13 protein-coding genes and 1 other RNA gene are annotated in these 22,076 nt (G+C 62.8%); 2 read left to right on the top strand and 12 right to left on the bottom strand.

Going from position 1 to position 22,076, the window contains the following annotated elements:
• Positions 1 to 180: 180 nt before the first annotated feature.
• The 11 genes from KIH76_RS11230 to ffs form a co-directional block, all read right to left on the bottom strand.
• Positions 181 to 1,689, bottom strand: coding sequence for an MFS transporter (locus KIH76_RS11230; RefSeq protein WP_236037007.1), 1,509 nt, complete (start codon positions 1,687 to 1,689; stop codon positions 181 to 183).
• Positions 1,690 to 2,058: 369 nt separating this feature from the next.
• Entirely contained in the window at positions 2,059 to 3,576 is a 1,518-nt protein-coding gene (locus KIH76_RS11225; RefSeq protein ID WP_219070756.1) for a formate--tetrahydrofolate ligase, read from the bottom strand.
• A 165-nt stretch (positions 3,577 to 3,741) separates the two neighbouring features.
• On the bottom strand, positions 3,742 to 5,436 hold the full coding sequence (locus KIH76_RS11220) for a C69 family dipeptidase (RefSeq protein ID WP_219070755.1): 1,695 nt from the start codon (positions 5,434 to 5,436) through the stop codon (positions 3,742 to 3,744).
• A gap of 69 nt (positions 5,437 to 5,505) precedes the next feature.
• Positions 5,506 to 6,060, bottom strand: coding sequence for a YbhB/YbcL family Raf kinase inhibitor-like protein (locus KIH76_RS11215; RefSeq protein ID WP_214373559.1), 555 nt, complete (start codon positions 6,058 to 6,060; stop codon positions 5,506 to 5,508).
• A gap of 100 nt (positions 6,061 to 6,160) precedes the next feature.
• On the bottom strand, positions 6,161 to 7,588 hold the full coding sequence (locus KIH76_RS11210) for an SIR2 family protein (RefSeq protein WP_214373558.1): 1,428 nt from the start codon (positions 7,586 to 7,588) through the stop codon (positions 6,161 to 6,163).
• A 45-nt stretch (positions 7,589 to 7,633) separates the two neighbouring features.
• On the bottom strand, positions 7,634 to 8,308 hold the full coding sequence (locus tag KIH76_RS11205; RefSeq protein ID WP_219070754.1) for a DUF3800 domain-containing protein: 675 nt from the start codon (positions 8,306 to 8,308) through the stop codon (positions 7,634 to 7,636).
• Positions 8,309 to 8,534: 226 nt separating this feature from the next.
• A complete protein-coding gene (locus tag KIH76_RS11200) occupies positions 8,535 to 9,710 on the bottom strand; it encodes a DNA polymerase III subunit delta' (protein WP_219070752.1) in 1,176 nt (391 codons plus the stop codon).
• Positions 9,707 to 10,459: a dTMP kinase gene (tmk, locus tag KIH76_RS11195; protein WP_219070749.1), complete on the bottom strand. Its 753-nt coding sequence runs from the start codon at positions 10,457 to 10,459 to the stop codon at positions 9,707 to 9,709. The genes KIH76_RS11200 and tmk overlap by 4 nt, the downstream gene beginning before the upstream one ends.
• Positions 10,456 to 13,449, bottom strand: a complete 2,994-nt coding sequence (gene topA / locus KIH76_RS11190; RefSeq protein ID WP_219070747.1) for a type I DNA topoisomerase — start codon at positions 13,447 to 13,449, stop codon at positions 10,456 to 10,458. The genes tmk and topA overlap by 4 nt, the downstream gene beginning before the upstream one ends.
• A 92-nt stretch (positions 13,450 to 13,541) precedes the next feature.
• On the bottom strand, positions 13,542 to 14,702 hold the full coding sequence (locus KIH76_RS11185) for a phosphatase PAP2 family protein (RefSeq protein ID WP_219070745.1): 1,161 nt from the start codon (positions 14,700 to 14,702) through the stop codon (positions 13,542 to 13,544).
• A 525-nt stretch (positions 14,703 to 15,227) separates the two neighbouring features.
• An RNA gene (gene ffs, locus KIH76_RS11180) (signal recognition particle sRNA small type) lies at positions 15,228 to 15,322 on the bottom strand.
• A 154-nt stretch (positions 15,323 to 15,476) separates the two neighbouring features.
• Between ffs and KIH76_RS11175 the strand changes: the two genes are divergently transcribed.
• Positions 15,477 to 17,915, top strand: coding sequence for a transglycosylase domain-containing protein (locus tag KIH76_RS11175; RefSeq protein ID WP_219070743.1), 2,439 nt, complete (start codon positions 15,477 to 15,479; stop codon positions 17,913 to 17,915).
• A gap of 411 nt (positions 17,916 to 18,326) precedes the next feature.
• Here KIH76_RS11175 and leuA read toward each other — a convergent pair whose 3' ends face one another.
• A complete protein-coding gene (leuA, locus tag KIH76_RS11170; protein ID WP_214373551.1) occupies positions 18,327 to 20,240 on the bottom strand; it encodes a 2-isopropylmalate synthase in 1,914 nt (637 codons plus the stop codon).
• A gap of 304 nt (positions 20,241 to 20,544) precedes the next feature.
• Between leuA and KIH76_RS11165 the strand changes: the two genes are divergently transcribed.
• The gene (locus KIH76_RS11165; protein ID WP_219070741.1) at positions 20,545 to 21,942 is read left to right on the top strand and encodes a metallophosphoesterase family protein; all 1,398 of its coding nucleotides are present in this window, start codon (positions 20,545 to 20,547) and stop codon (positions 21,940 to 21,942) included.
• Positions 21,943 to 22,076: the final 134 nt, after the last annotated feature.

Raw genomic sequence — 22,076 nt, 5'->3', positions numbered from 1 at the left:
CATCCGCATGGCCTACGGCTTCCACCACGTCACCAACCTCATCAGCCTCGTCATGCTCAGATGCGGCGGACTCAACATCCAACTACCAACACCAACAACCTAACCCACGAAAACAGCAGAAGCCTCACATTCGTTTGTCGGCGTCTCACCATCCGATATCCCGCCATCGCAACACGCCGATCACGCCTCAAGCACCGCGAGCACCTTCTTTTCGTCGTAGAACGCGAAGATCAGCCCGCCCAGGCCGCACAGCACCGCCGCGCACACGGCGGCCGCGCGATAGCCGAAGCCGTTTCCCGCGCCGATCGTGCTCAGGCCGGTGAACAGCAACATCGACAGGCTCTGTCCCATCTTCATTGCGAACGTGCGCGCCGCATAGAACATGCCCTGCCGGTCCTCGCCGGTCGTCTTCGAGCTGGCACCCGCGATGTTCGCCACCACGGCCTGCGGCAGGATGCCGAAGATCGCCATCGGGATCGCGCACGCCACCGACAGCACCACGCCCTGCGCCATCGCCGGGATCGTGCCGAGCACGCCCGAGCCGAGCAGCGACGCGAACACGTACGCGCATGTGAAGATCACGAATCCGACCAGCATCAGCCGCTTCTTGCCGATGCGGCCTGCAAACATATTCACCGGCAGGTAGAACAGCACCGAAACGCCGGTCATGAGCACGAAGTAGATCGTCGTGCTCGTCTCGGGGAGTTTGAGCAGACTCGTCACGAAGAACGGCAGACCGGTCTGGAACATCGTGATCGCAATCCAGTACACGATGTCGGAGCTGACGAACTTCACGAACTCGCGGTCGCGGAACGTCTCCCTGAGCGAGGTGAGCGTATCCTCGCTGGTCGGCTTGGAATCCACATACTCGCGCTCGTCGATGGTAATCGCGGGCACGAGCATGCATACGAACGCAATCGCGGCGAGGATCGTGAACGTCACGCGGATCGCGTTCACGCGGCCGAGTCCGGGCACGAACGCGCCCCAGATGACCGGCGCGACGTACGCGACGGCGGTGCCGGCGATGAACGTGAACGAGATGGTCGTGGAGATATTGAGCTGCTGCTTCGAGTCATGACCGAGCTCGGCGATGAGCGCGTTGTACGGCGTGCAATAGAACGTGAGCGCGATGTAGTAGCCGATGACGGCGACGAACAGGAACGCGGCGTTCGCCCAGCTGGTCGTGCCGACCGGGCTCCAGAAGACGAGGACCGTGACGACGGCGAGCGGGAGCGCGGCGAACTGAAGGAACGGGATGCGGCGGCCGCGCGGGGATGTGCTGCGGTCCGACAGGCTCGCGACTGCCGGGTCGACGAACGCGTCGAAGAAGCGCGCGAACGCGGTGATGCCGCCGACGACGGTGACGATGCCCAGAATGACAAGGCCCTGCGGCACGAAGACGGTCTGGCCTTGCGCGATGGTTTCGGCATCGGGCTGGTAGAAGTAGACGAGCCAGTTCGAGATGATGCCGCTCAGCAGCGCCCAGCCGAACTGGCCGGTCGCGAACGCCCAGACTTTGGCGGCGGGCAAGTCCTTGACGGTCTTTACGGCCGACTTGGCCGATGTTGCCGGAGTCTGCGGGCAAACGCCGGCCGAGATACCGATCTCGGCGGCTCCAACGGCCACGACGGCCGACATGTCATCCGTTTCTCGGCCCTGCATACCCTGTGTTGGCGTTTTCGTGTTCATCCTCGAACCTCCATCCACTTTGACACTATGTCAAGGATACCTCATGCCGACGGAATGACCCGGCCGATCCGCCGCGGACGGTACGCCCGTCCACGAAAGTGGGTGAAATCGGACTCCCCAACCCAAAAGTGGGTGAAATCGGACTTCCCCAACCGGAAAGTGGGTAAACCTGGACTCCATCCGGCCCGAAAAACCAAAAGTGGGTAAATCTCTACCACTTGGTCCGCCGAATCGGCAGTTAATAGTAGAGATTTACCCACCTTTGGATTCCTGAGTCCGGATCTACCCACTTTTACGAACGCAACGGACGTCGGATCCGGATCACTGTGACGGACTCGGCCGGGTATTCGGCACAGCCCGCCACGAACGTCACACGATCTTCGGCATCGGGGTGGTCAGCGACGTGGTCAGGTTCACGTGCACCAGACCGGCGCCCGCGTGCACTTCGACCTTCTTCAAGGTCACGGTGCGCTCGTCCTCCGGCAGGCGGTCGTTGTCGGTCATCGTGGCCGGCGACTTGACCGCGACCAGCGCCAGATCGGCCAGCGACAGTCCCGCGGACTCGCACAGCGCCACGGCCGCATCGCGCGAGGCGACGAAGCCGTCCTTGAGCAGCACGCGCTCGGCCGGCACGCCGTACGCATGCTCGGCGACCCACTTCACGTTCTCGATCACGGACATGCCCTTGTGGCTGTGCGGGCGGGCCGGCATCGAGCCGTTCGTCAGCACGTCCACGAACGCGTCGAGCTGGTCGGCCAGGCCCTCGCCTCCATCGCGGTACAGGTTGCCGATGATCGGATCACGGAACTCCAGCTTCTTAGCGGTCTCGCGCAGCGCCGGAATCTGGTCGTCCTCGCCTTCCCACAGGTTGATGAGCGGGAACGCCGGAATATCAAGGCCTTCGAGACGGTTCACGTGGAACGGGTAACGCCACGCCAGCTCCGGATCGTCACGCCACGTCGAGGCGCGGGTCACGACCACCGCGGCGCTCGGCCACTGCGCGCCGAACTCGCGGCAGGCGATGTCAAGCCACTTCTGCGCGCCCGCGTCGGTGCCGTAGCCGGCCTCGACGATGACGACGTCGTGCAGCGCACACGCCATCTCCACGGAAATCAGCGTCGGGATGCCGATCGACACGTTCGCGAACGGGCCGCCGTGCACGTACACCGGCGAGCCGTTGACGGTCTCGGTCAGGGCCGGCTTGACCGCGTCGGCCAGCATGTTCGTGATGCGCCACAGGTCGATGAACTCGCCGAAGGTCACGGCCTTGCCGTCCTTGGTGCCGGCGATCATGCGGGAGACGCGCTCGCCGATCTCATCCATCGAACGAGACAGCACGACGATCTGCATGAGCTCGGAGGTCGGCGTGAGCACGACCTTCTCGGCCACGTTGTTCTTGCCCGCATCCACGGTGATCGAACGCAGGGAGCGCGACGGGACTTCGGAGACGCGCGGCACGAGCACGTCGTCGAGCCTGCCCTCGTCGATCGCCTTCTCGGCGAAGGAGACGAGCAGGTTCTGGGCGGCCGCGATGGCGGCCATTTCGCCGCACAGGCCCCAGTCGATGAGCTCCGGGTGGGTCAGCGACGCCTTGCCGCCGCCGGACGCGCCGCCCTTCGAGCCGGCCGCGGTGATGCCCATGCTCGGCTGGCGCAGCACGGCGGTCGCGTCGATGCCGCGCGCACGCAGCGCGTCAATAAGCGCGATCGTGGTAGTGGTCTTGCCTTCGCCGCGGGACGCCTTGAGCGGCGTGTCGGCGGTGACGAGCACGACCTTGCCGTGCTTGCGCGGCGCGTCCGGGTTGGACTTGAGGTAGTCCATGTAGCCGAACGCGTCGATCTTCTTGACCAGGCCGTACTGGCTGGTGAAATCCTCGATGGAGGTCATTGACGGAAATCCTTTCTCACCTACTGGGCTCCACCAGGCAGGGGAGCTAGCTCGCATAACGAGAATGAGGGGTAGTCAGAAGATTATATGCCTCACCTTCTGACTACCCCTCAGTCAGCTGCGCCGACAGCTCCCCTAGCAAGGGGAGCCGAGCTACCAAGCGCCTTAGAAATCGGACAGGTGGAAGCCGTTCTTCATCTTCATGCTGGTGTTGTACAGCACGGTGTCGAGCAGCTTGTCGGTCTCGGTCTTCAGACGGTCGGCCAGCCGCTGGTTGGCGGCGGTCAGCGTCTCACGCACGGCCTCGTTCGCACGCAGCGCGTCGATGATCTCGTCCGGTTCCATCGGCTGCACGTCGAGATCGGCGCCGGCATCGAACTCGTCAGTCTCGCCGTCGAAGTCGAAATCGTCCCTCTCGTCCGCAGCATCGTCCACGTCCGCAACATCCTGAGCAGCGGCCTGAGCCACGGCCTCGGCGACCGTCGGCCACACGCCCTCCATCGCGTTGACCTCAGCGTCGGTCTGTGCGACCAGCTGGTGGCCGAGCGCACCGGTCTTCTCCTGGTAGCGCGCCACGGCCGGCTCGTTATCGGAGAACTGCGCGTCGCACAGCGCGGCGATCACGCGGTTCGCCCAGTAGTAGTTCTCGGTCGTCACGCGCGTGGTCGTATCCTCCAGATACGCCGGCGTCGCGTCGACGTTCGTGTAGAACGGCATGAGCGTGTTGAACGGGTTGGAACCGTAGGCGATCCACTGGATCGCGCGGCTGACCTGCGGGCGGTACGGGCGGATCTGCATGACCGACAGCTGGCTCTGACGGTTGATGCCGATCGGACGGTACATGTGCTTGGTGCGTTCGTCGCCGCGTTTGCCGTACGGATCGAATTCGGTGCCCTGATAGTGGTCGGAGAGCACGTATTTGATGTCTTCGATCGTCACCTTGCGTTCGGGCTGGCGCGCCCACGGAATATCGTTCGATTCCGGCGTGTGATCGGCATCCGGGCCTTCCCAGACCTCGTCGTACGGATTGAGGAAGCGCTGCATCGACCATGCGCGCGGCGTGTTGTAGACGTGGTCCATGTCGGAGTGCGAGCCGAACGCGTCGCGCGGGTTGAACGGTGACGTCGATTCGACCGACAGGTCCAGGTGGTTGTCTTCGATGAACTCGGCGAGATCGGCCGAGCACATGTGGTTCTCCTGCTCGCCGAGCGCGTCGTCGAGATCGAACTCGTCGATGCCAAGCTGGTTCGGCATGGTCACGTACGCCTCGTCAGGCACGCGCTTGGCGATCCAGTGATGGCCGCCGACCGTCTCCAGCCACCAGATCTCGTTCACGTCGGAGAACGCGACGCCGTTCATCTCGTAGGTGCCGAACCGTTCGAGCAGCGAGCCGAGACGCTCGACGCCTTCGCGGGCGGTCTTGATGTACGGCAGGACGAGCGTGACGAAGTCCTCCTCGCCGATGCCGCCGAGCACTTCCGGTTCGTAGTCGTCGCTGTCCGGATCGCCCTTGGCCGGCTGGTACTCGACGAACGGGTCGGCGCCGAGCACGCGCTCGTTCGTGGTGAGGGTTTCGGTGGCGCTCATCGCGACGTTCGCCTCGTTGATGCCGGCCTCGCCCCAGATGCCTTCCTTGAGGTCGGCGTTCGGCGCGGCCGTGTAGCGCAGCGGGGTCTCCTCGCTCAGGTCGATGGTCAGGTGGGAGATGACGCTGTGGTAGACGCTCGGCTGTTCCTCGGGCTTGATGACGACGAAACGCTTCGGGTTGAACTCGCCGTTGGAGCTGTCCTCGTTGCGGGCGATGATCGTGGAACCGTCGTAGCTGGCGTCCTTGCCGACCAGAATCGTGGTGCAGGGCATGTTGCTTCCTTTCTGATGACTGCTGTGACTTTCTCTATGAGAGCCGTATGGCTTCCTATTTCTGGTGAATCACGCTTTTCCGGTAACGAAGATACCGCCCTGGTCCGGGGTTTCGCCGCAGTTTCTCAGTGCGTGAAGCAGCTCGTTCATCCAGAATCCTTGGTTGAGGCCGGGCAACGGCTCCTTGGTGCCCCACACGTGCAGGTAGTAGTCGTGGTCCTTGTCCGGCGGCTGCGGGCCGTTGTAGCGCATCGTGATAGCCGGATCATTGTCGCGGCCCACGAACTTGCTGGCCGACGAATTGCGGCCCTGCACGGCCTCCGGGATCATCGCGGGAAGCTGGCGCGAGAAGTCCGGCGGGATCTGCAGCGCATGCGAATCGTTGAAGTCATACATGAGCGCGTCGATCGGCAGGTTCGCGACCGTCCAGTGGATCCATTCGAAGCCGCACACCGGAATCGAATCGGGATCGGTGAACGTCCAGTGCAGGTAGCGCACGGATGGGTCGATCTGGTCGATGTAGAACGGGAAGGAGATGACGGGCACGCCGCCATTGCGATATTCGGGCGCGGCGGCTTTCGCGAAGTCGTCGGGCACCACCGTGAAATCAGCGGAAATCTTCATGGCTTCAGTGTATCGCGGGTACGTTCGGGCACGATCCCAACGACCGAGATACAAGCGCAAAAAGATCGACACGTCACAGAAAAGGTTGTATTCGCACTATCTACTTAAGATCACGTAATTTCGAAAACTTCTTTTCCAGTAATTTCCTGGAATCATCTAATCTTTGAGCTACAAAATAACGGTACATCTGCAGTTGAAACGACGTCCCGATCTCATCTCCTCGGTCACGCCATACGTCCGCAGCCTCCCAAGAAGAGCCTTTGTCATAGCTAATATAACCGACTACATCATTAAATTTATCACAGCATTGATGAAATAGCTTCGGCGGAATTCTTAATGGATCAACTCTGGCACCAATATCAATAAGCATCCTCAACCAAGCAGCATATTTGGGGAAATCCCATATTATAGTTGGCTTATCGTATGCCATTGCTATAACGCGATCGAAGAAACTCAAAAAGTCAGACCAAAGAAAACCATACTCACTTCCAAGTTCTTTCATGAAATCCAATACTCTGTGTCGAAATGTTTCATTTTTAATAAAACTCAGCACATATTTATCATCAGATGAATTAAACATGTTCCGCTTATTTTCTATTTCCCGCTCCAGCTGCTCCCGTTCCCGATCCACAGCATCACACACTGTCATCAGCTCGTCCAGTAATGAAGTAAGACTATTCGTGTCGATCACATAGATCTCGCTGTCCCCATAATGTTTGATATATGGTTTCTCTGACGCGTTATCACTGTCAGTGTAGTTCACCTGCACCACCGGATATGAGTATTCCGGGGTATCGTTCTTGTAAACCGAGTCACACCAATCCATAGCGGATGTGATATTGGAATCGCCGATACCGTAGCCCAACATCAAGACGAGATGCTCCTTGATCAGAAAGGGCATTCTCGCCTGCCAATAATTGCCGGCACGGAAGAATCTCGTGTAATCGTCCTGCGTGATAACAATCGAAGATGGATCCATCGCACTGCCATGGATGTGGCAGACGGGCGTAAGATTAGCCACATTCACAAAAGCATCATGAGTCAACAGCGGCAATGCTTTTCCCTGCAACAGCGTCTCGACGACTGAATCGTAATTCGTTGTTACGATCCAGTCGAAATTCAACTTCTCGAAATATTCCTCATATCGTCCGCCTTTTTCCTTCGATGGATCGGGATATCCAGCGATCTGTTCTGCAACCACCTGTTTCAGCACTTGAATGCTTTGAGTCTCACTGATATCGTTATGGGATTTAGCATACAGATGGCATAGCTCCGTGGCGATACCCGGATAGTCGAGATGCTGCATAGCATCGGTACCAAACAGCTTTTCCTGGTCGATCTCTCCGCGTTCCATGACTGTAGCGCAACGTTGCAATAGTTGACGCCAATTCAAGGTCTTGTCCTTGCCAAGCACATCTATCGACAATCCTGCGCCGGCGAAAAGCCCAAGCAATCCTTGACGAGAAGCCTTTGCAATGAGGCGCAACAAATCTTTACGCGTAATATCGTCTTCATACCGATAAGCCACAGCAAACCTCTTCTATGTAGCCGATACGCATCCCACACGGGAGCATCAGAACCGCTTACGACGTAGAATCTTCAGATAATTTTTCCGAAAGTCGCGTCGGTTTCTGAACATTTTGAGATCCGTAGCGGTTTCTTCTCCCGAATCGAATTTCAAAGCCGTAAGCTCGATGGTGCACATCAGATCAGCGGTTTGTTCAAGTCGATAGTCCTTCGGCTGGGCATCCTTATATACGACCGCTTCCTTGGACAGGGCATAATCGATAGCAGCTTTCAGCGCATTCGATACGACCTGTTGCCCGTTATCGTAATACACCTTGATCGTTTTATAGGACTGCAACTCATCCAGATGAGAGAGGAGGAAGTCAGCAAGATCACGCTTGAGCTGGGCTTCAAACCTGCTTTTGCGCCCGTCAAACACGCTTTTGTGATGAGCGAATGTCACATAACGAAACGGCAAGTTACGTACAAGGTTGAAAAACGCAACGAAGAGGCGCTTTCGATCCGACAGATCCACATGCTCATAGTCATCGTGCCCGTTGAACAACGGTCCAGCATGAAAGGGGATATCGGGCAATCTCGAGTCAGCCAAATGCCGTCCATAACTGGCAATATGCTCCACAATAGGCTCCGACTGAACATGGAAGACCAGTGTGATGAGATAATATTCCGACCGTTTGCCCCATTCACCGGACTCGTCCACAAAGATGCTCAGTTCGCTCATCGGACTCCTGACGAGTGGACGGAATGAGAAAGGCTGCCGGGGGAATACCCCCGGCGACTTGGAGCCTTCCTCTTGCGAGAGAAAGCGAATATTATTATGCCAAAAACAAGACCAATACGCAAACGGTGCATGTCGGGAAACACTTGCCAAATGCGTATTATCGAACGTCTCTCTACACGAATGTGATCATCGCGCGCAGACAGACACGGCCTCGGAAGTATCATCCCTACGGAATCAAGGCGCAGAAGAGGGCCTCGAACAGGAGGGTGGGGTTGCCGTTGCCGGCGAGACGGCGGCGGGCCGTGGCGATGTCGTCCAACCGCCGCACCGCACCGGCCCGGTTCAGCCGCGCCGACAGTTCCGCGATCGCCTCGCGGTTCTCCAGATTGATGATGCCGACCGCGTCCTCCGCGTTGTTCTGCATCACGGCCACGTCGCGGTACACGCTGGCGACCGAGTTGAGCGCACGGTCGAGCACGTCGCGACTGCGACGGGTCGCCTGACGTTTGAGCTCGTCCTTTTTGGCGATCTGGTTGTACGCGCCGCGCAGGTTGAGCGGGATGCGATCCTTCTCCCCCAGACCATTGACGCGACGGAAATCAGCTTCGGCGCGCGCCGCCTGCGCTTCCACATCCGCTTCGGCCTGACCTTTCGCGTTGTCGATCAGATTGCCGGCGAGCAGCACCGCATCGGACGCGCGTCGCAGGCCGATCACGCCGACGATCAGTTCGTCGCGGTCGGTCATCACGCGCTCGTTCGTAGCGTACAACCGGGCCACGCCGATATGGCCTTCCGCGAGCCGGGCTGCGCGGGCGGCCACGTGCTCGGTAAAGCGCCGGTTGTCGGGCAGGGACGGGTTCACGGTGTTCATGAGGAACGCGGCGACGGCCTTGTTCGTGGGCACAGCAAGGTTCACGATGCGGGTGCGCGACCGGATCGTGGGCAGCACGTCCTGTGCGCTCGGGGCGCACAACAGCCAGATCGTGTGTTCGGCCGGCTCTTCGATCTCCTTGAGCAGCACGTTCGTAGTGCGTTCGAGCATACGGTCGACGTCTTCGATGATGATGATCCGCCACGGCGCGGTGCCGGGCATCTGCTCGCTGACGCCGATCAGGTCGCGCACCTCGTCGATGCCGATAGTGACCTTATTCGTGGCGAGGACGGTCACGTCAGGGTGCGTGCCGGCGAGGACTTCACGCGTGGTTTTGGTCGGCTCGTCGTTCAGGCCGTGATCGGGGCTTTCGAGCGCGGCGGCGAACGCCTTGGCCACGTTCGACCGTCCGGAACCGGGAGGGCCGCAGATCAGCCACGACTGCGCGATGGCCTTCGGGTCGCCGGTGGAGATGGCCTTGAGCTGTTCCACGACCGGTTTCTGGCCGACGATCGAATCCCATACGCTCATCGCACACCGCCCGTCATCATGTCATGTCGAGAGGCATTGCCGTCCTCATTGTTATTGCGGTCGGAGCGCAATTCCGTTCCCTTGTCATTTCGAGCGGAGCACAGCGAAGCCGAGAAATCTTCTTCTCCCCCGGCGATCACCTCGTCGATATCCTCACGAATCTGCGCCCACACGTCTTCGATCGATTTGCTCGCGTCGATCACGCGGAACCGGTCCGGCTCGGCGGCGGCCAGGTCGAGGAACGCCTGACGGGTGCGGGTCTGGAAGCCGTCGCCCGCGGATTCCATACGGTCGGCTTCATGCTGGAGCCGGGCATGCGAAAGCGCCGGGTCCATGTCGAGCAGGTACGTGCGGGCCGGCAGCAGGTTGTTCGTGGCCCACATGCTTAAGGAGCGGATCTCGGCGGAGGTGAGCTCGCGACCACCCGCCTGATAGGCGAGCGACGAGTCGAGATACCGGTCGGTGATGACGACCGCCCCACGTTCGAGTGCCGGGCGGATGACCTCGGCCACGTGCTGGGCGCGGTCGGCCGCGAACAACAACGCCTCGGCGCGGGCGGCGATATCGGCCGCACCCTCCACGCCATGCAGCAGCATGCGGCGGATCGCCTGGCCCAGCGGTGTGCCTCCCGGCTCGCGGGTGACCACCACTTCGCGGCCCTGCGCCTCAAGGTATGCGCACAACCGCTCGACCTGCGTGGTTTTGCCCACGCCGTCGACGCCCTCAAACGAAACAAACACTCCGGTCATGCGGCCTCGGCGGTCTTCTTGGCGGCGAACTTGCGCGTGGTCGTCTTCTTCGCGGGAGAAGCCGCCTTGGTCTTGGAGGCTGCGGTCTTCTTGGTTGTCGTCTTCTTCGCAGCCGTGCTGGACTTGGTCTTGGAGGCCGCGGTCTTGCGCGTGCGCTTTTTGGCCGGGCCGGCCGCGCGCTTTTCGGCGAGCAGGCGGAACGCCTCGGCCGGTTCGATCGACTCGGGCGTGTACTGCTTGGGCACCGTGCGGTTGGTTTCGCCGTCGGTGATGTACGCGCCGTAGAAGCCGTCCTTGATGGTCACCGGCTTGCCGGTCTCCGGGTCCGGGCCGAGCTCGCGCAGCGGCGGCTTGGCCGCGCCGCGTCCACGGCCGCGACCGTACTTCGGCTGGGAGAACAGTTCCTTCGCCTTGTCGATGTCGACCGTGAAGATCTCGTCCTCCGAGCCGAGTGAACGCGTCTCACTCTTGCCGTCCACCGCCGTCTTGGTCAGGTACGGACCGTAGCGGCCGTTGTTCGCTTCGACCCTGGATTCGCCGATTTCGCCGGTCTCCGCGTTCGTCTCCTCGTAGGTGCCCACGAGTCGCGGCAGGCTGAGCAGACGCAACGCGTCCTCGAGCGTGAGCGATTCGGGGCTCATCGTCTTGAACAGCGACGCCATCTTGGGCTTCGGCGTGGCGACGGCCTTCTTGGTGGTCTTCTTTGCCTTGGTCTTGGTCTCCGCCTCGGTCGAGCCAGCCGAGGCGACCTCACCTGCACCCGTCGTCTCGGCAGCCGCAGCCTCCGCCGGCACGAGCGCCACATACGGCCCGAACCGCCCGTTGCGCACCTCGACCGTGCCACCGCTCACCGGGTCCACACCGAGCACGCGCGGTCCGCCCGAGTTGTGCTCGATCAGGTCATGCCCGACCTCGACGGTCAGCTCGTCCGGCGCCAGCGTCTCCGGCAGGGATGCGCGCTTCGGGTTGCCCTCCGCGTCCAGGTGTTCCATATCTTCCAGATACGGGCCGTACCGGCCGACGCGCACATGCAGCCCGTCGCCGATGTCGATCGTGTTGATCGCGCGCGCATCGATCTCGCCGAGCTGCGCGACCTGCTGCTGCAGGCCCGCGTGCGCCTCGTCGGCGTTCGCGGCCGCGCCCTCGCCCGACCCGAAGTAAAACCGCGTCAGCCAGTCACGCCCGGTTTCACGCCCGTGCGCGATCTGGTCAAGTCCGTTCTCCATGTCGGCCGTGAACTCGTAGTCCACGTACTTCGGGAACTTCGTCTCGAGCAGTTTGATGACCGAGAACGCAAGCCACGACGGGATCAGCGCCCGGCCGCGCTCGTACACGTATCCGCGGTCGATGATCGTCGAGATGATGCTCGCGTACGTCGACGGACGGCCGATCTCCTTGGCCTCCAAGGTCTTGACGAGCGACGCCTCAGTGTAGCGTGCCGGCGGCTGCGTTTCGTGGCCGTCCGCGCTCACATCGTCGGCGGCGACCTGCTGGCCGACGCTCATCGGCGGCAGCGACGCGTTCTCCTCGCTGTTCTTCGCGGCTTTGCCGCCATCGTTCGCCTCGGCCTTCGCGCCGGCCGCGCCGGCACCAGCACCGGAAGCCGCCTTGCGCCCCTCTCCGGTCGCCTTCATGAAGCCGAAGAACTCGATCACCGTGCCCGACGCCTGGAACACGGCCTCGCCGTACGCCGCGCCCGCCGGCGCCGAAAGCCGCACGGTCGCGGTCGATCCGGTCGCGTCGGCCATCTGCGATGCCAACGTACGCTGCCAGATCAGCGTATACAGTTTCAGCTGGTCCGGCGGCACAAGACTTGCCAGTTCGGCCGGGTCGCGGAACCGCGCGCCGGCCGGGCGAATGCATTCGTGCGCCTCCTGCGCGCCGGCGGTTTTGGTCGCGTACTGCTTGGGCGCGTCCGACAGGAACGCCTTGCCGAAGTGGTATTCGACGGCGTTGCGGGCGGCCGCGATCGCCTCCTGCGAGAGCGTGACCGAATCGGTACGCATGTAGGTGATGTAGCCGTTCTCGTACAGGCCCTGCGCGGCGCGCATGGTCTGGCGCGAGCTCATGCCAAGCCGGTTGCCGGCGGTCTGCTGCAGCGTGGACGTGGTGAACGGCGGCTGCGGACGGCGGCGGTACGGCTTGGATTCGGTGGACATCACCGTGAACGCGGCGGTTTTGAGCGTTTCCGCGACGGCGTTCGCGGATGATTCGTCGAGTTGGAGGACGTTGCCGGCGAACCCGTCCGGCGTGAGCTTGCCGTCCGCACCGAAGTCCTTGGAGACGGCGAGCCGCTTGCCGCCGAGCGAGATCATGCGCGCGTCGAACTGCGCGTCCTGGCCTTCGGCGTCGGGGGCGACGAGTTCGGCGGTCACGTCCCAGTAGGGCGCACGGACGAACGCCATGCGCTCGCGCTCGCGCTCGACGATCAGTCGGGTGGCGACGGACTGCACGCGGCCGGCGGACAGGCCGGGGCCGACCTTGCGCCACAGCACGGGCGAGAGCTCGTAGCCATAGAGTCGGTCGAGGATGCGGCGCGTCTCCTGCGCGTCGACCATCGCGCCGTCCACGTCGCGCGTGTTGGTCAGCGACGCCTTGATCGCCTCGGGCGTGATCTCGTGGAACACCATGCGCTTGACAGGCACCTTCGGCTTGAGCGTCTGCACGAGGTGCCACGCGATCGCCTCGCCTTCGCGATCCTCATCGGTCGCGAGGTAGAGTTCGTCGGCCGTTTTCAGCGCGGATTTGAGGTCGGCGACGGTTTTTTTCTTGTCTCCGTCGACGATGTAATACGGCTTGAACCCGTCCTGGACGTCCACGCCGAACTTGCCGAACTTCTCCTTGTCGGCGGCGGGCACCTGGCTGGGCTGGGCGAGATCGCGGATGTGGCCCACCGATGCCTTGACGGTGTACCCTTCGCCGAGATACCCGCCGATCTTCTTGGCCTTGGTGGGAGACTCCACGATGACGAGCTTGCTGCCGGTTGCCATGACTGCTCCTTACATACTTGCCTTACGGAACGTCATATTAACCATGACGTGCGGCCAAAGGCCAAAACCGTCGTGTGGCGGCCGCGGCCTCGCTACTGCTTCGGCGGGGCTGGCGGGGCGCCGATCAGGCCGAGCCGGCTCAGCGGGGCGGCGGTCAGCTGCCGCATCGCGAGTATGAGGCCGACGGTCAGCAACGTCACGCCGTTCACGCCCACGATCGTCGACAGATACGCGCCCGAAGCGGACCATGCCGCGCTCAGCGCGAGTCCGGGCAGCACCTGCCAGATAACGTATGCAGCGTATGTGATGCCGAGCAGTCCGGCCGTGATCATCACCGTGCCGACGATCTGTATGCTCGCCGACGAGACGCGGCTGCCCGGCCTGTCCATCGCGGTTTTCGCCGTGAACGCGAGTACGATCAGCGTCCATCCGCCGACCAGCAGCACCGACATCGCCGCGTCGGTCGGCCGATGCCAGCCGCCGGCGATCACCGAAAGTCCAATCACCGCAGTAAATCCGGCCGATATCACCGCGCACACCGCTCGCCATACGCGCGGTACGGCGATCAGCAGCAGCACTGACGCGGCCGCCGCGAGCATCGTGTGACCGGACGGCGCGGAGTTCGCGTGCGGCGTCTGCGTATCGATCAGATACGGCCGCGGCAGCAGTTCCTTGAGGAACGTCGACGCGTAGCACAGCACGACGATCGCGACGGATTGGGCCAGCAACAGCCAACGTTTGCGTACGATCGTCACGATGACCGCGATCGCGCCGAGCAGCAGCGACAGCAGCACCGTGAGATTGAGGATCACCGTGCCTACGTTCCAATCGATGAACGGACTGAGCGTCGCCGCAAGCCAGCCGGGCAGCGCGTCGTCGAATCCCGTGACGACGATCTCGTCGTAGGATTGGCCGGTTTCGGTGCGCACGCCGAGCCACCACACGCCGAACGCGGCGGCGATGAGCAGCAGTCCGAACACGACGCACAGTATGCGGCTCGACACGCGCGGACGTGCGAGCAGTGGGTCGGGCTCGGACAGGACGCGCTCGACATCGGACGATGCGGCGCACGGATCGTCGGTAAGCGGTTCGATGCCGGGGATGACGACGGCCGGGCCACTCCTGCTGACCGCGGGCGCGCCCGACGACGGGCCGCCCGCCGCGTCACGGGACGGTTCGGATGATGGTTCCGGAAGCCGCAACGGCACGAATGACGTGGGAGGGGATGCGAGGGGCTGCTGTTCGTCGGTCATATCCACGATTCTACGATGGCCTCCGATGATCACCCGGGCTTACGGCCTCTACGGCCCCCCAAACCGGCATTATGCCCGGGAACCAAGCCCGAAATCTCGCCCCCACCCGGGCATACGGCCATTGTAAAGGTCAGAACCGGCCGTAAGCCCGGGAAGGAAGGCTGCTGCCGGGAAGGCATGGCCCCGTTCCCGGGCGTACGTTCCCGGGCGTACGTTCCCGGGCATACGGCCGTTTCAGACGCAGCAGCAGGCCGTATGCCCGGGAGAATGCGGGTATGCTCGAGAAGGGAGATCATGAGCTCGGAAAGGGAGATCATAAGCCCACACCCCTCCCGGGCATACGGCCTCTACACACCTTCGAACCGGCAGTAAGCCCGGGAGGGGAGGCTGCTGTCTGGGATAACATGGCCCGTTCCCGGGCTTACGGCCGTTACACGCCTCAGAACCGGCCGTACGCCCGGGGAGATGCGGACCCACGCCACGAATGCCGGGTTATAGCTCCGATGCCCCGAATGCCGGAAAGTATGGAAAAACCTCCACGCACCCGTCAGAGGCCACTTACCCTTGCTGCATTCCTGCCCTGGGGGAGTTGGGTGACATAGCGCCGCGTGGAGGCTGTTAAACAGTGTACAGCATCCACGGACATACCCGGCGCGCCGCGCCTTGCCGAGCGCCCGCTGAATTTGTGAGAGTTCGGCGCAAAATCATGCCGGGAACCATGCGAATCGGTTCAAAACGCCCGGTTGTTCATGGGCAGTGGCTACGGTGGTGCCCATGGTTTCACAGTCACGACGTACTTCCGGCGGCTCCCATCGGGCAGGCAGCGCCCCCCGAACGGTGAGCAGCGGCACGACCAGAAAACCAGCCGCACGACGCCATACCGGCGGCTCGCATCGCGCCGTCAACCCCAAGGGGCACGGTCGCAACCGGCGCAACCGGCGCAATAACCGGCACCCGATCCTCAAATGGATCCTCATCGTCATCGGCGCACTGTTCGGCCTCGGCATCCTGACCGGCGTCGGCGCGTTCGCATACCTGTACATCACCACCGAAATCCCGCAGGCCGACAAGATCGCGCTCGCGCAGAAGACGACCGTCTACTACGTCGACGGCACTACCGAGATCGGCTCGTTCGCCGAGCAGAACCGCGAGATCATCGAGTGCAACGACCTGCCCGACTACGTCGGCAACGCGATCGTCGCGTCCGAGGACCGCACGTTCTACACGAACAAGGGCATCGATCTGAAGGGCATGGGCCGCGCGCTGCTCAACAACGTCACCAAGGGCACGCGCCAGGGCGGTTCGACGATCACGCAGCAGTACGCGGAACGCTACTATCTAGGCGAAACGACTTCGTATGTCGGCAAGGCGCGCGAGGCGATCCTCGCGCTCAAGCTCGCGCAGGCGCAGGACAAGAGCGAGATCCTGTGCAACTACATGAACACGATCTATCTCGGCCGCGGCGCGTACGGCATCCAGGCGGCCGCGCAGGCGTACTTCGGCAAGGACGCGAAAGACCTGACGCTGCAGGAGTCCGCGATGATCGCCGGCATCATCCCCGCCCCGTCCACATGGGATCCGGCCGTGAATGCGACGATGGCCACGCAGCGCATGAAGCGCGTGCTCAACATCATGCAGGAGGACGGTTACATCACCGCTGTCGAACACAGCAAGGCGAATTCGCTGCCCGAGACGATCGAGTACGTGCAGAACAACGCGTTCAGCGGTTACAACGGCTACCTGCTGACCACCGTGGAGAACGAGCTGATCAATTCGGGCACGTTCACCAAAGACGACATCGAGACGGGCGGATACAAGATCATCACCACGATCGACAAGACCATGCAGGACGCGATCCAGACCGTGGGCGACACACGGCCGGACGGCATGCCCGAGACAATCCAGGTGGGAGGCATCGCGGTCGATCCGCGCGACGGCACGGTCAAGGCCATGTACGCCGGTTCGGACTATCTGACCAACCAGTACAACAACGCCACGCAGGCGAACTTCCAGCCAGGCTCGACGATGAAACCGTTCGCATTGCTGGGCGCCGCGCAGGAGGGCGTGAACTTCAGCACACTGTTCAACGGTAATTCCGGCCAGCGTTTCGCCGGACTGGAGAACGAGGTGAACAACGCGCTCAACATGAACTGGGGCTACATCAACCTCTACCAGGCCACGGCGAATTCCGTGAACACGGTGTTCATGAACGTCAACGAGCATCTCACCCCGCAGCGCACGGCCGAGATCGCGCATCAGGCCGGCATCGAGAGCGACATCGACGAGACCTCGCCGTACAACGTGCTCGGCATCAACGCGACGACCGTATGGGATCTGGCGCAGGGCCATTCCACGATCGCCGCGAACGGCGTGAAGAACACGCTGCACATCGTTTCGGACGTCACCGACTACCAGGGCAAGGAGATGTACAAGGCGACGGTCGCGAACGAGAAGGTCTTCGATGCGAACGATTGCGCGCTCGTGCAGAAGGCGATGCAGGGCACGACGACGACGGGTACCGCGGCAGGCACCGCGGCGGCGCTCGGCCGGGCCGTGGCCGGCAAGTCGGGCACCGCGAACGACGAGACTGCGGCCTCATTCGTTGGCTACGTGCCGCAACTGCTCAGCGTGTGGGCGATCTGGAATCCGGACGGGAACGGTTCACCGCAGGTCGTGCCGGAGTTCGCCGGCTACGGCGTCTCCTCGACCGGATACCCGGCGCACCTGTTCACCGAGTTCATGAGTCAGGCGCTCAACGGCATGTCCGTCGAGCAGTTCCCGACCGCGACCGACGACGGCAAGATTGGCGGCCCGGACGGCACGTGGGGTCTGGGCGCGACCTACTACCAGCAACAGCAGGACACGGCCAAGCAGAAGGCCGAACAGGAGGCGCAGCAGTCGCAGTCCGGCACAAGTTCGAGCGGTGACGGTTCGAGCGGTTCGTCAGGCGACGGTTCCGGCGACGATTCGAGCGGCAGTTCCAGCGGTTCCAACGGTTCGGCCGACAGCAGCGGTTCGACCGGTAACTCCGGCGATGGCGGCTCGACCTCGAGCGACACTTCAGGCAGCAGCGGTTCGGGCTCGAACTCCGGCAGTACTGGTTCGAACTCCGGCAACTCCGGCAGTGGATCGAGCAGCGGCACCGCGACCGGCTCCAGCTCAAGTTCGAGCAACGGTTCGAGCAACACCGATTCCAACAACACCGGCCAGTAGACGGCAAGGTTCAGGGGCGGCATTCGCATCGTGCGGATGCCGCCCCTTTTCGATGACCGCTACGCGAGCAGGCTCAACAGGGCCTCTAGGAACCAACCGTGGTGTTTTAGACTCCGGGCTTACGGCCGGTTCCACCCCTCAAACCGGCCGTATGCCCGGATGACGGCGCACCGCTCCCGGGCTTACGGCTGGTTCCGAGCACCTCAACGGCCGTAAGCCCGGGAAGCGGGCCAGCGTAACAGACGCAGCCCCGCAACACATGCGAAGGGCCTTCCTGCATATGATTGCAAGAAGGCCCTTCGTCGTATTCGGTACCGACGGATGTCAGCGTTCCGATGAACAGTCCGGTGGACTGTTCATACCGGAGCAACATCAGTTGCGACACGCCGGACACGGCACGCCGACCGTATGTCAGCGTTCGCTGCGGTTGACCGCGGAGATGATCGCCTTGAGCGAGCTGGTGATGATCGAGGAGTCGATGCCGACACCCCAGATGATCTGGCTCTCCGCGTCCTCACCGACCTGCGCCTCGACATACGAGGCGGCCATCGCGTCGGTGCCGACGGACATCGTGTGCTCGACGTAATCCATCACCGACACCTCGATGCCGAGGTTCGAGATCGCGTTGATGAACGCGGCGATCGGGCCGTTGCCGATGCCGCTCAGCTCACGCACGACCGGCTCGGAGGCGTTCGCCGCACCCGCGCCACGGTCGAGCAGCTTCGCCTTGAGCACGGTGTCCGAACCGTCCTCGCCGGAGGAGACCGACACCTTGAGCAGCTTCAGACGACCCCACTGTTCGAGGCTTTCGTCGCGGGTGTCGCCCACGACCGCGCCGGCCGCCGTCGCGCCCGACTCCTCGACCGGCAGGTACTCGTCCTTGAACAGACGCCAGATGTCCTCGTCCTTGACTTCCTTCTTCGTATCGTCCGCGTACTTCTGCACGATCTTGTCGAACTCCACCTGCAGGCGCTTCGGCAGGTCGAGGTTGTGGTTCGTCTTGAGCAGGTACGCCATGCCGCCCTTGCCGGACTGCGAGTTGACGCGGATGATCGCCTCGTACGTGCGGCCGATGTCCTTCGGGTCGATCGGCAGGTACGGCACGAGCCACACGAAGCTGTCGAGGTCGGCGCCGGCACGGTCTGCGGCCATCTGACGCGCCTCGAGACCCTTCTTGATCGCGTCCTGGTGCGAACCGGAGAACGCGGTGAACACGAAGTTGCCCGCGTACGGGTGACGTTCGGAGATCTTGATCTGGTTGCAGTATTCGACCGTCTTGCGGATCTCCGGCACGTTCGAATAATCGATCTGCGGGTCGATGCCCTGCGTGAGCAGGTTCAGGCCGAGCGTGACGAGATCGACGTTGCCGGTGCGCTCGCCGTTGCCGAGCAGGCAGCCTTCGACGCGGTCCGCGCCGGCCAGCAGCGCGAGTTCGGTGGCGGCCACGCCCATGCCCTCGTCGTTGTGCGGGTGCAGCGACAGCACGATCGAGTCGCGGTCGTTCAAGTTGTTGGAGACGTATTCGACCTCGTCCGCGAAGACGTTCGGCGTGGTCATTTCGACCGTGGCCGGCAGGTTGATGATCATCTTGTGGTCCGGCGTCGGCTTGATGACGTCAATGACCGCGTTGCACACCTCGACCGCGTACTCCGGCTCGGTGCCGGTGAACGACTCCGGGCTGTACTCGTAGTACAGGTCGATGCCTTTGGCCTCGGATTCGAGGCTCTTGCACAGTTCGGCGGCATCGGTGGCGAGCTGCTTAATCTCGGCCTTGTTCTTGCGGAACACGACCTCGCGCTGCAGCACGGACACGGAGTTGTAGAAGTGCACGACCGCGCGCTTGGCCCCGCGCAGCGCCTCGTAGGTGCGGCGGATGAGGTGTTCGCGGCACTGGGTGAGCACGACGATGGTCACGTCGTCCGGGATCAGCTCGCGTTCGATGAGCATGCGGATGAAGTCAAAATCGGTTTCGGACGCGGACGGGAAGCCGACCTCGATCTCCTTGAAGCCCATGGAAACGAGCAGGTTCCAGAAGCGCAGCTTGCGTTCGGAGTCCATCGGGTTGACGAGCGCCTGGTTGCCGTCGCGCAGGTCGACCGAGCACCAGCGCGGGGCACGCTCGAGGCGCTTGCCCGGCCACGTGCGCTGCGGATAGTCGAACGGCACCTGCTTGTCGTAGGCGGCGTACTTGTTGTACGGCATCTTGCTCGGCTTCTGCGGGTCGCCGATGAATCGTGCCGGAGGCAGCAGCGGGTCGTTGTTCCCTCCGTTGGACGCTGCGGCGACTGCCGCGAGATCAAACACTGACGATTGATCCTGACCCATCACTCCTCCTTTTCTTGGATTTGCGCCGGTGGTTCAGCCCGGCCGTATCGTTTACGTGTACGTAACATGTACAACCTTTCATCATACCGGTCTTACCCCCGCAAATCGCCGTCATTCCGGCATTTGGCGACGGCAGGTGCATAGCCGCCGCGCAACCGCCGTCCGACCGTCGGCAGTCACGCACCCAACGATCACCTGTCAATCGGAACGTTCGGCAAACGCACGGTTGCGCAAACGTGATGCTCCCGCGCAGATCGCGCCCATCGACTGCCGTATGCGGCGATCGCACGGTTAGATAGGGTGCATGACACACCGCACCCCGCACACCTCGCTCAAGTTCCGCGAAGACGGCACGTTCCGCGTGCTGCAGATGGCCGACATCCAGGACGGCCCGAACGTCCACCCCGACACGATCCGCATGATCGAGGCCGCGGTCAAGGCCGCCGACCCCGATCTCGTCGTCTTCACCGGCGATCAGATCCGCGGCTACGATCCGGCGTACATCGACACGTTCCTGCGCCGCCGCGGCGAGAATCCGGGCGCGAAGGTGCGTCTCGTCACCGAGGTCGAGGCGAAGCTCAAGGGCATCCACCGGCGCATCGCCGCACGCCGCAACCCCGACGTGCCGCCGGTCGAGGACGTGGTCACGCTCGACGATCTGCTCGACGACACCCGGCAGAAGGTGCGCGACACGTTCAGCGCGTTCCTCGGGCCGGTCGTGCGCGCCGACGTGCCGTTCGCCGCGACCTACGGCAACCACGACTTCCAGTGCGGCATCCTCGCCGACGAGCAGGACGACATCTACCGCGAGTATCCAGGATGTCTGAACCCGGCCGATTCGCTGGAGCCGGGCACGTTCGCGCTGCCGGTCGCAGCGTCGGACGGCTCGGGCCGTGTCGCGATGGGCGTGACGATGATCAACTCGGGCGACTATGCGGGCAAGCCGGAGGAGAACGACGCGCAGTATCCGCGTTACGTCGCCAATTCGCGCGGCTTGGACCTCGCCGATTCCGACGGCTACGGCACGCCGAGCGACGAGGCGGTCGCATGGCTGGGCGACGTGCAGCGTGACTTTGCGACACGCAACGGCGACGGCAAGCCGGTGCCGACGATCGCGTTCCAGCACATCCCGCCGCAAGAGTTCTACGACTGCCTGACCGAGGTGAGCCCGTGGACGCCGAACGCGGTGGAGGGCGCGCGCAATTTCGCCGGGCACTGCTATGTGCTCAACCACGAGATCTGCCGGCCCGGTTCCAGGCTCGGCGAGGCGATCGGCTGCGCGGACGAGAACGTGGGCGAGGTCGATGCGATGCGTGACGCGGGCGGCTATTTCGCGCTGTTCTGCGGGCATGATCACAAGAATTCGTTCGTCGGCCACGTCGACGGGATCGATCTCGGCTACGCGCCGACCTGCGGATTCGAGTGCTACGGTCCGAAGTCGCGCTACCGCGGCATCCGACTGTTCGAGTTCCGCGAAGACAATCCGCGCAACTACGTGACGCGCATGCTCACGTGGGGCGAACTGGTCGGCCGGTATTCGAGCAACGAGCTGCGCGTGTTCTTCGAGGATCACTGCATCACCGACGCGATCGGCCTGCGCAACGAGCTGCGCCGTCCGCAGGTGTTCGCCGGCGTCGCCTTCGGCACGACCGCCGCATTCGCCGCCGTCGTGCGCGCCGCGCTCAGACAGGCGAAGCGCTGACGGCGATGGATTGATAGGATCGTGCTGCCGCGTCGGTTATACGTAACCGCACGGCGGCACGTCATGTCATGGTACGATAGTAGTTGTCAGATGTCTGATAACTCAGCGTAGAGCCGTTGCCAGCCGACCGGCAT

Source organism: Bifidobacterium simiiventris (assembly GCF_019331715.1).
GTDB lineage: Bacteria > Actinomycetota > Actinomycetes > Actinomycetales > Bifidobacteriaceae > Bifidobacterium > Bifidobacterium simiiventris.
The sequence above is the reverse complement of the archived record's forward strand: the minus strand, read 5'-3'. Positions and strand labels throughout refer to the sequence as shown.

What these genes read in the sequence shown, in the direction of transcription:
- KIH76_RS11230 (WP_236037007.1), bottom strand. Translation starts at nt 1,689, where the DNA reads ATGAACACGAAAACGCCAACACAGGGTATGCAGGGCCGAGAAACGGAT.
- KIH76_RS11225 (WP_219070756.1), bottom strand. Translation starts at nt 3,576, where the DNA reads ATGACCTCCATCGAGGATTTCACCAGCCAGTACGGCCTGGTCAAGAAG.
- KIH76_RS11220 (WP_219070755.1), bottom strand. Translation starts at nt 5,436, where the DNA reads ATGCCCTGCACCACGATTCTGGTCGGCAAGGACGCCAGCTACGACGGT.
- KIH76_RS11215 (WP_214373559.1), bottom strand. Translation starts at nt 6,060, where the DNA reads ATGAAGATTTCCGCTGATTTCACGGTGGTGCCCGACGACTTCGCGAAA.
- KIH76_RS11205 (WP_219070754.1), bottom strand. Translation starts at nt 8,308, where the DNA reads ATGAGCGAACTGAGCATCTTTGTGGACGAGTCCGGTGAATGGGGCAAA.
- KIH76_RS11200 (WP_219070752.1), bottom strand. Translation starts at nt 9,710, where the DNA reads ATGAGCGTATGGGATTCGATCGTCGGCCAGAAACCGGTCGTGGAACAG.
- tmk (WP_219070749.1), bottom strand. Translation starts at nt 10,459, where the DNA reads ATGACCGGAGTGTTTGTTTCGTTTGAGGGCGTCGACGGCGTGGGCAAA.
- topA (WP_219070747.1), bottom strand. Translation starts at nt 13,449, where the DNA reads ATGGCAACCGGCAGCAAGCTCGTCATCGTGGAGTCTCCCACCAAGGCC.
- KIH76_RS11185 (WP_219070745.1), bottom strand. Translation starts at nt 14,702, where the DNA reads ATGACCGACGAACAGCAGCCCCTCGCATCCCCTCCCACGTCATTCGTG.
- KIH76_RS11175 (WP_219070743.1), top strand. Translation starts at nt 15,477, where the DNA reads ATGGTTTCACAGTCACGACGTACTTCCGGCGGCTCCCATCGGGCAGGC.
- leuA (WP_214373551.1), bottom strand. Translation starts at nt 20,240, where the DNA reads ATGGGTCAGGATCAATCGTCAGTGTTTGATCTCGCGGCAGTCGCCGCA.
- KIH76_RS11165 (WP_219070741.1), top strand. Translation starts at nt 20,545, where the DNA reads ATGACACACCGCACCCCGCACACCTCGCTCAAGTTCCGCGAAGACGGC.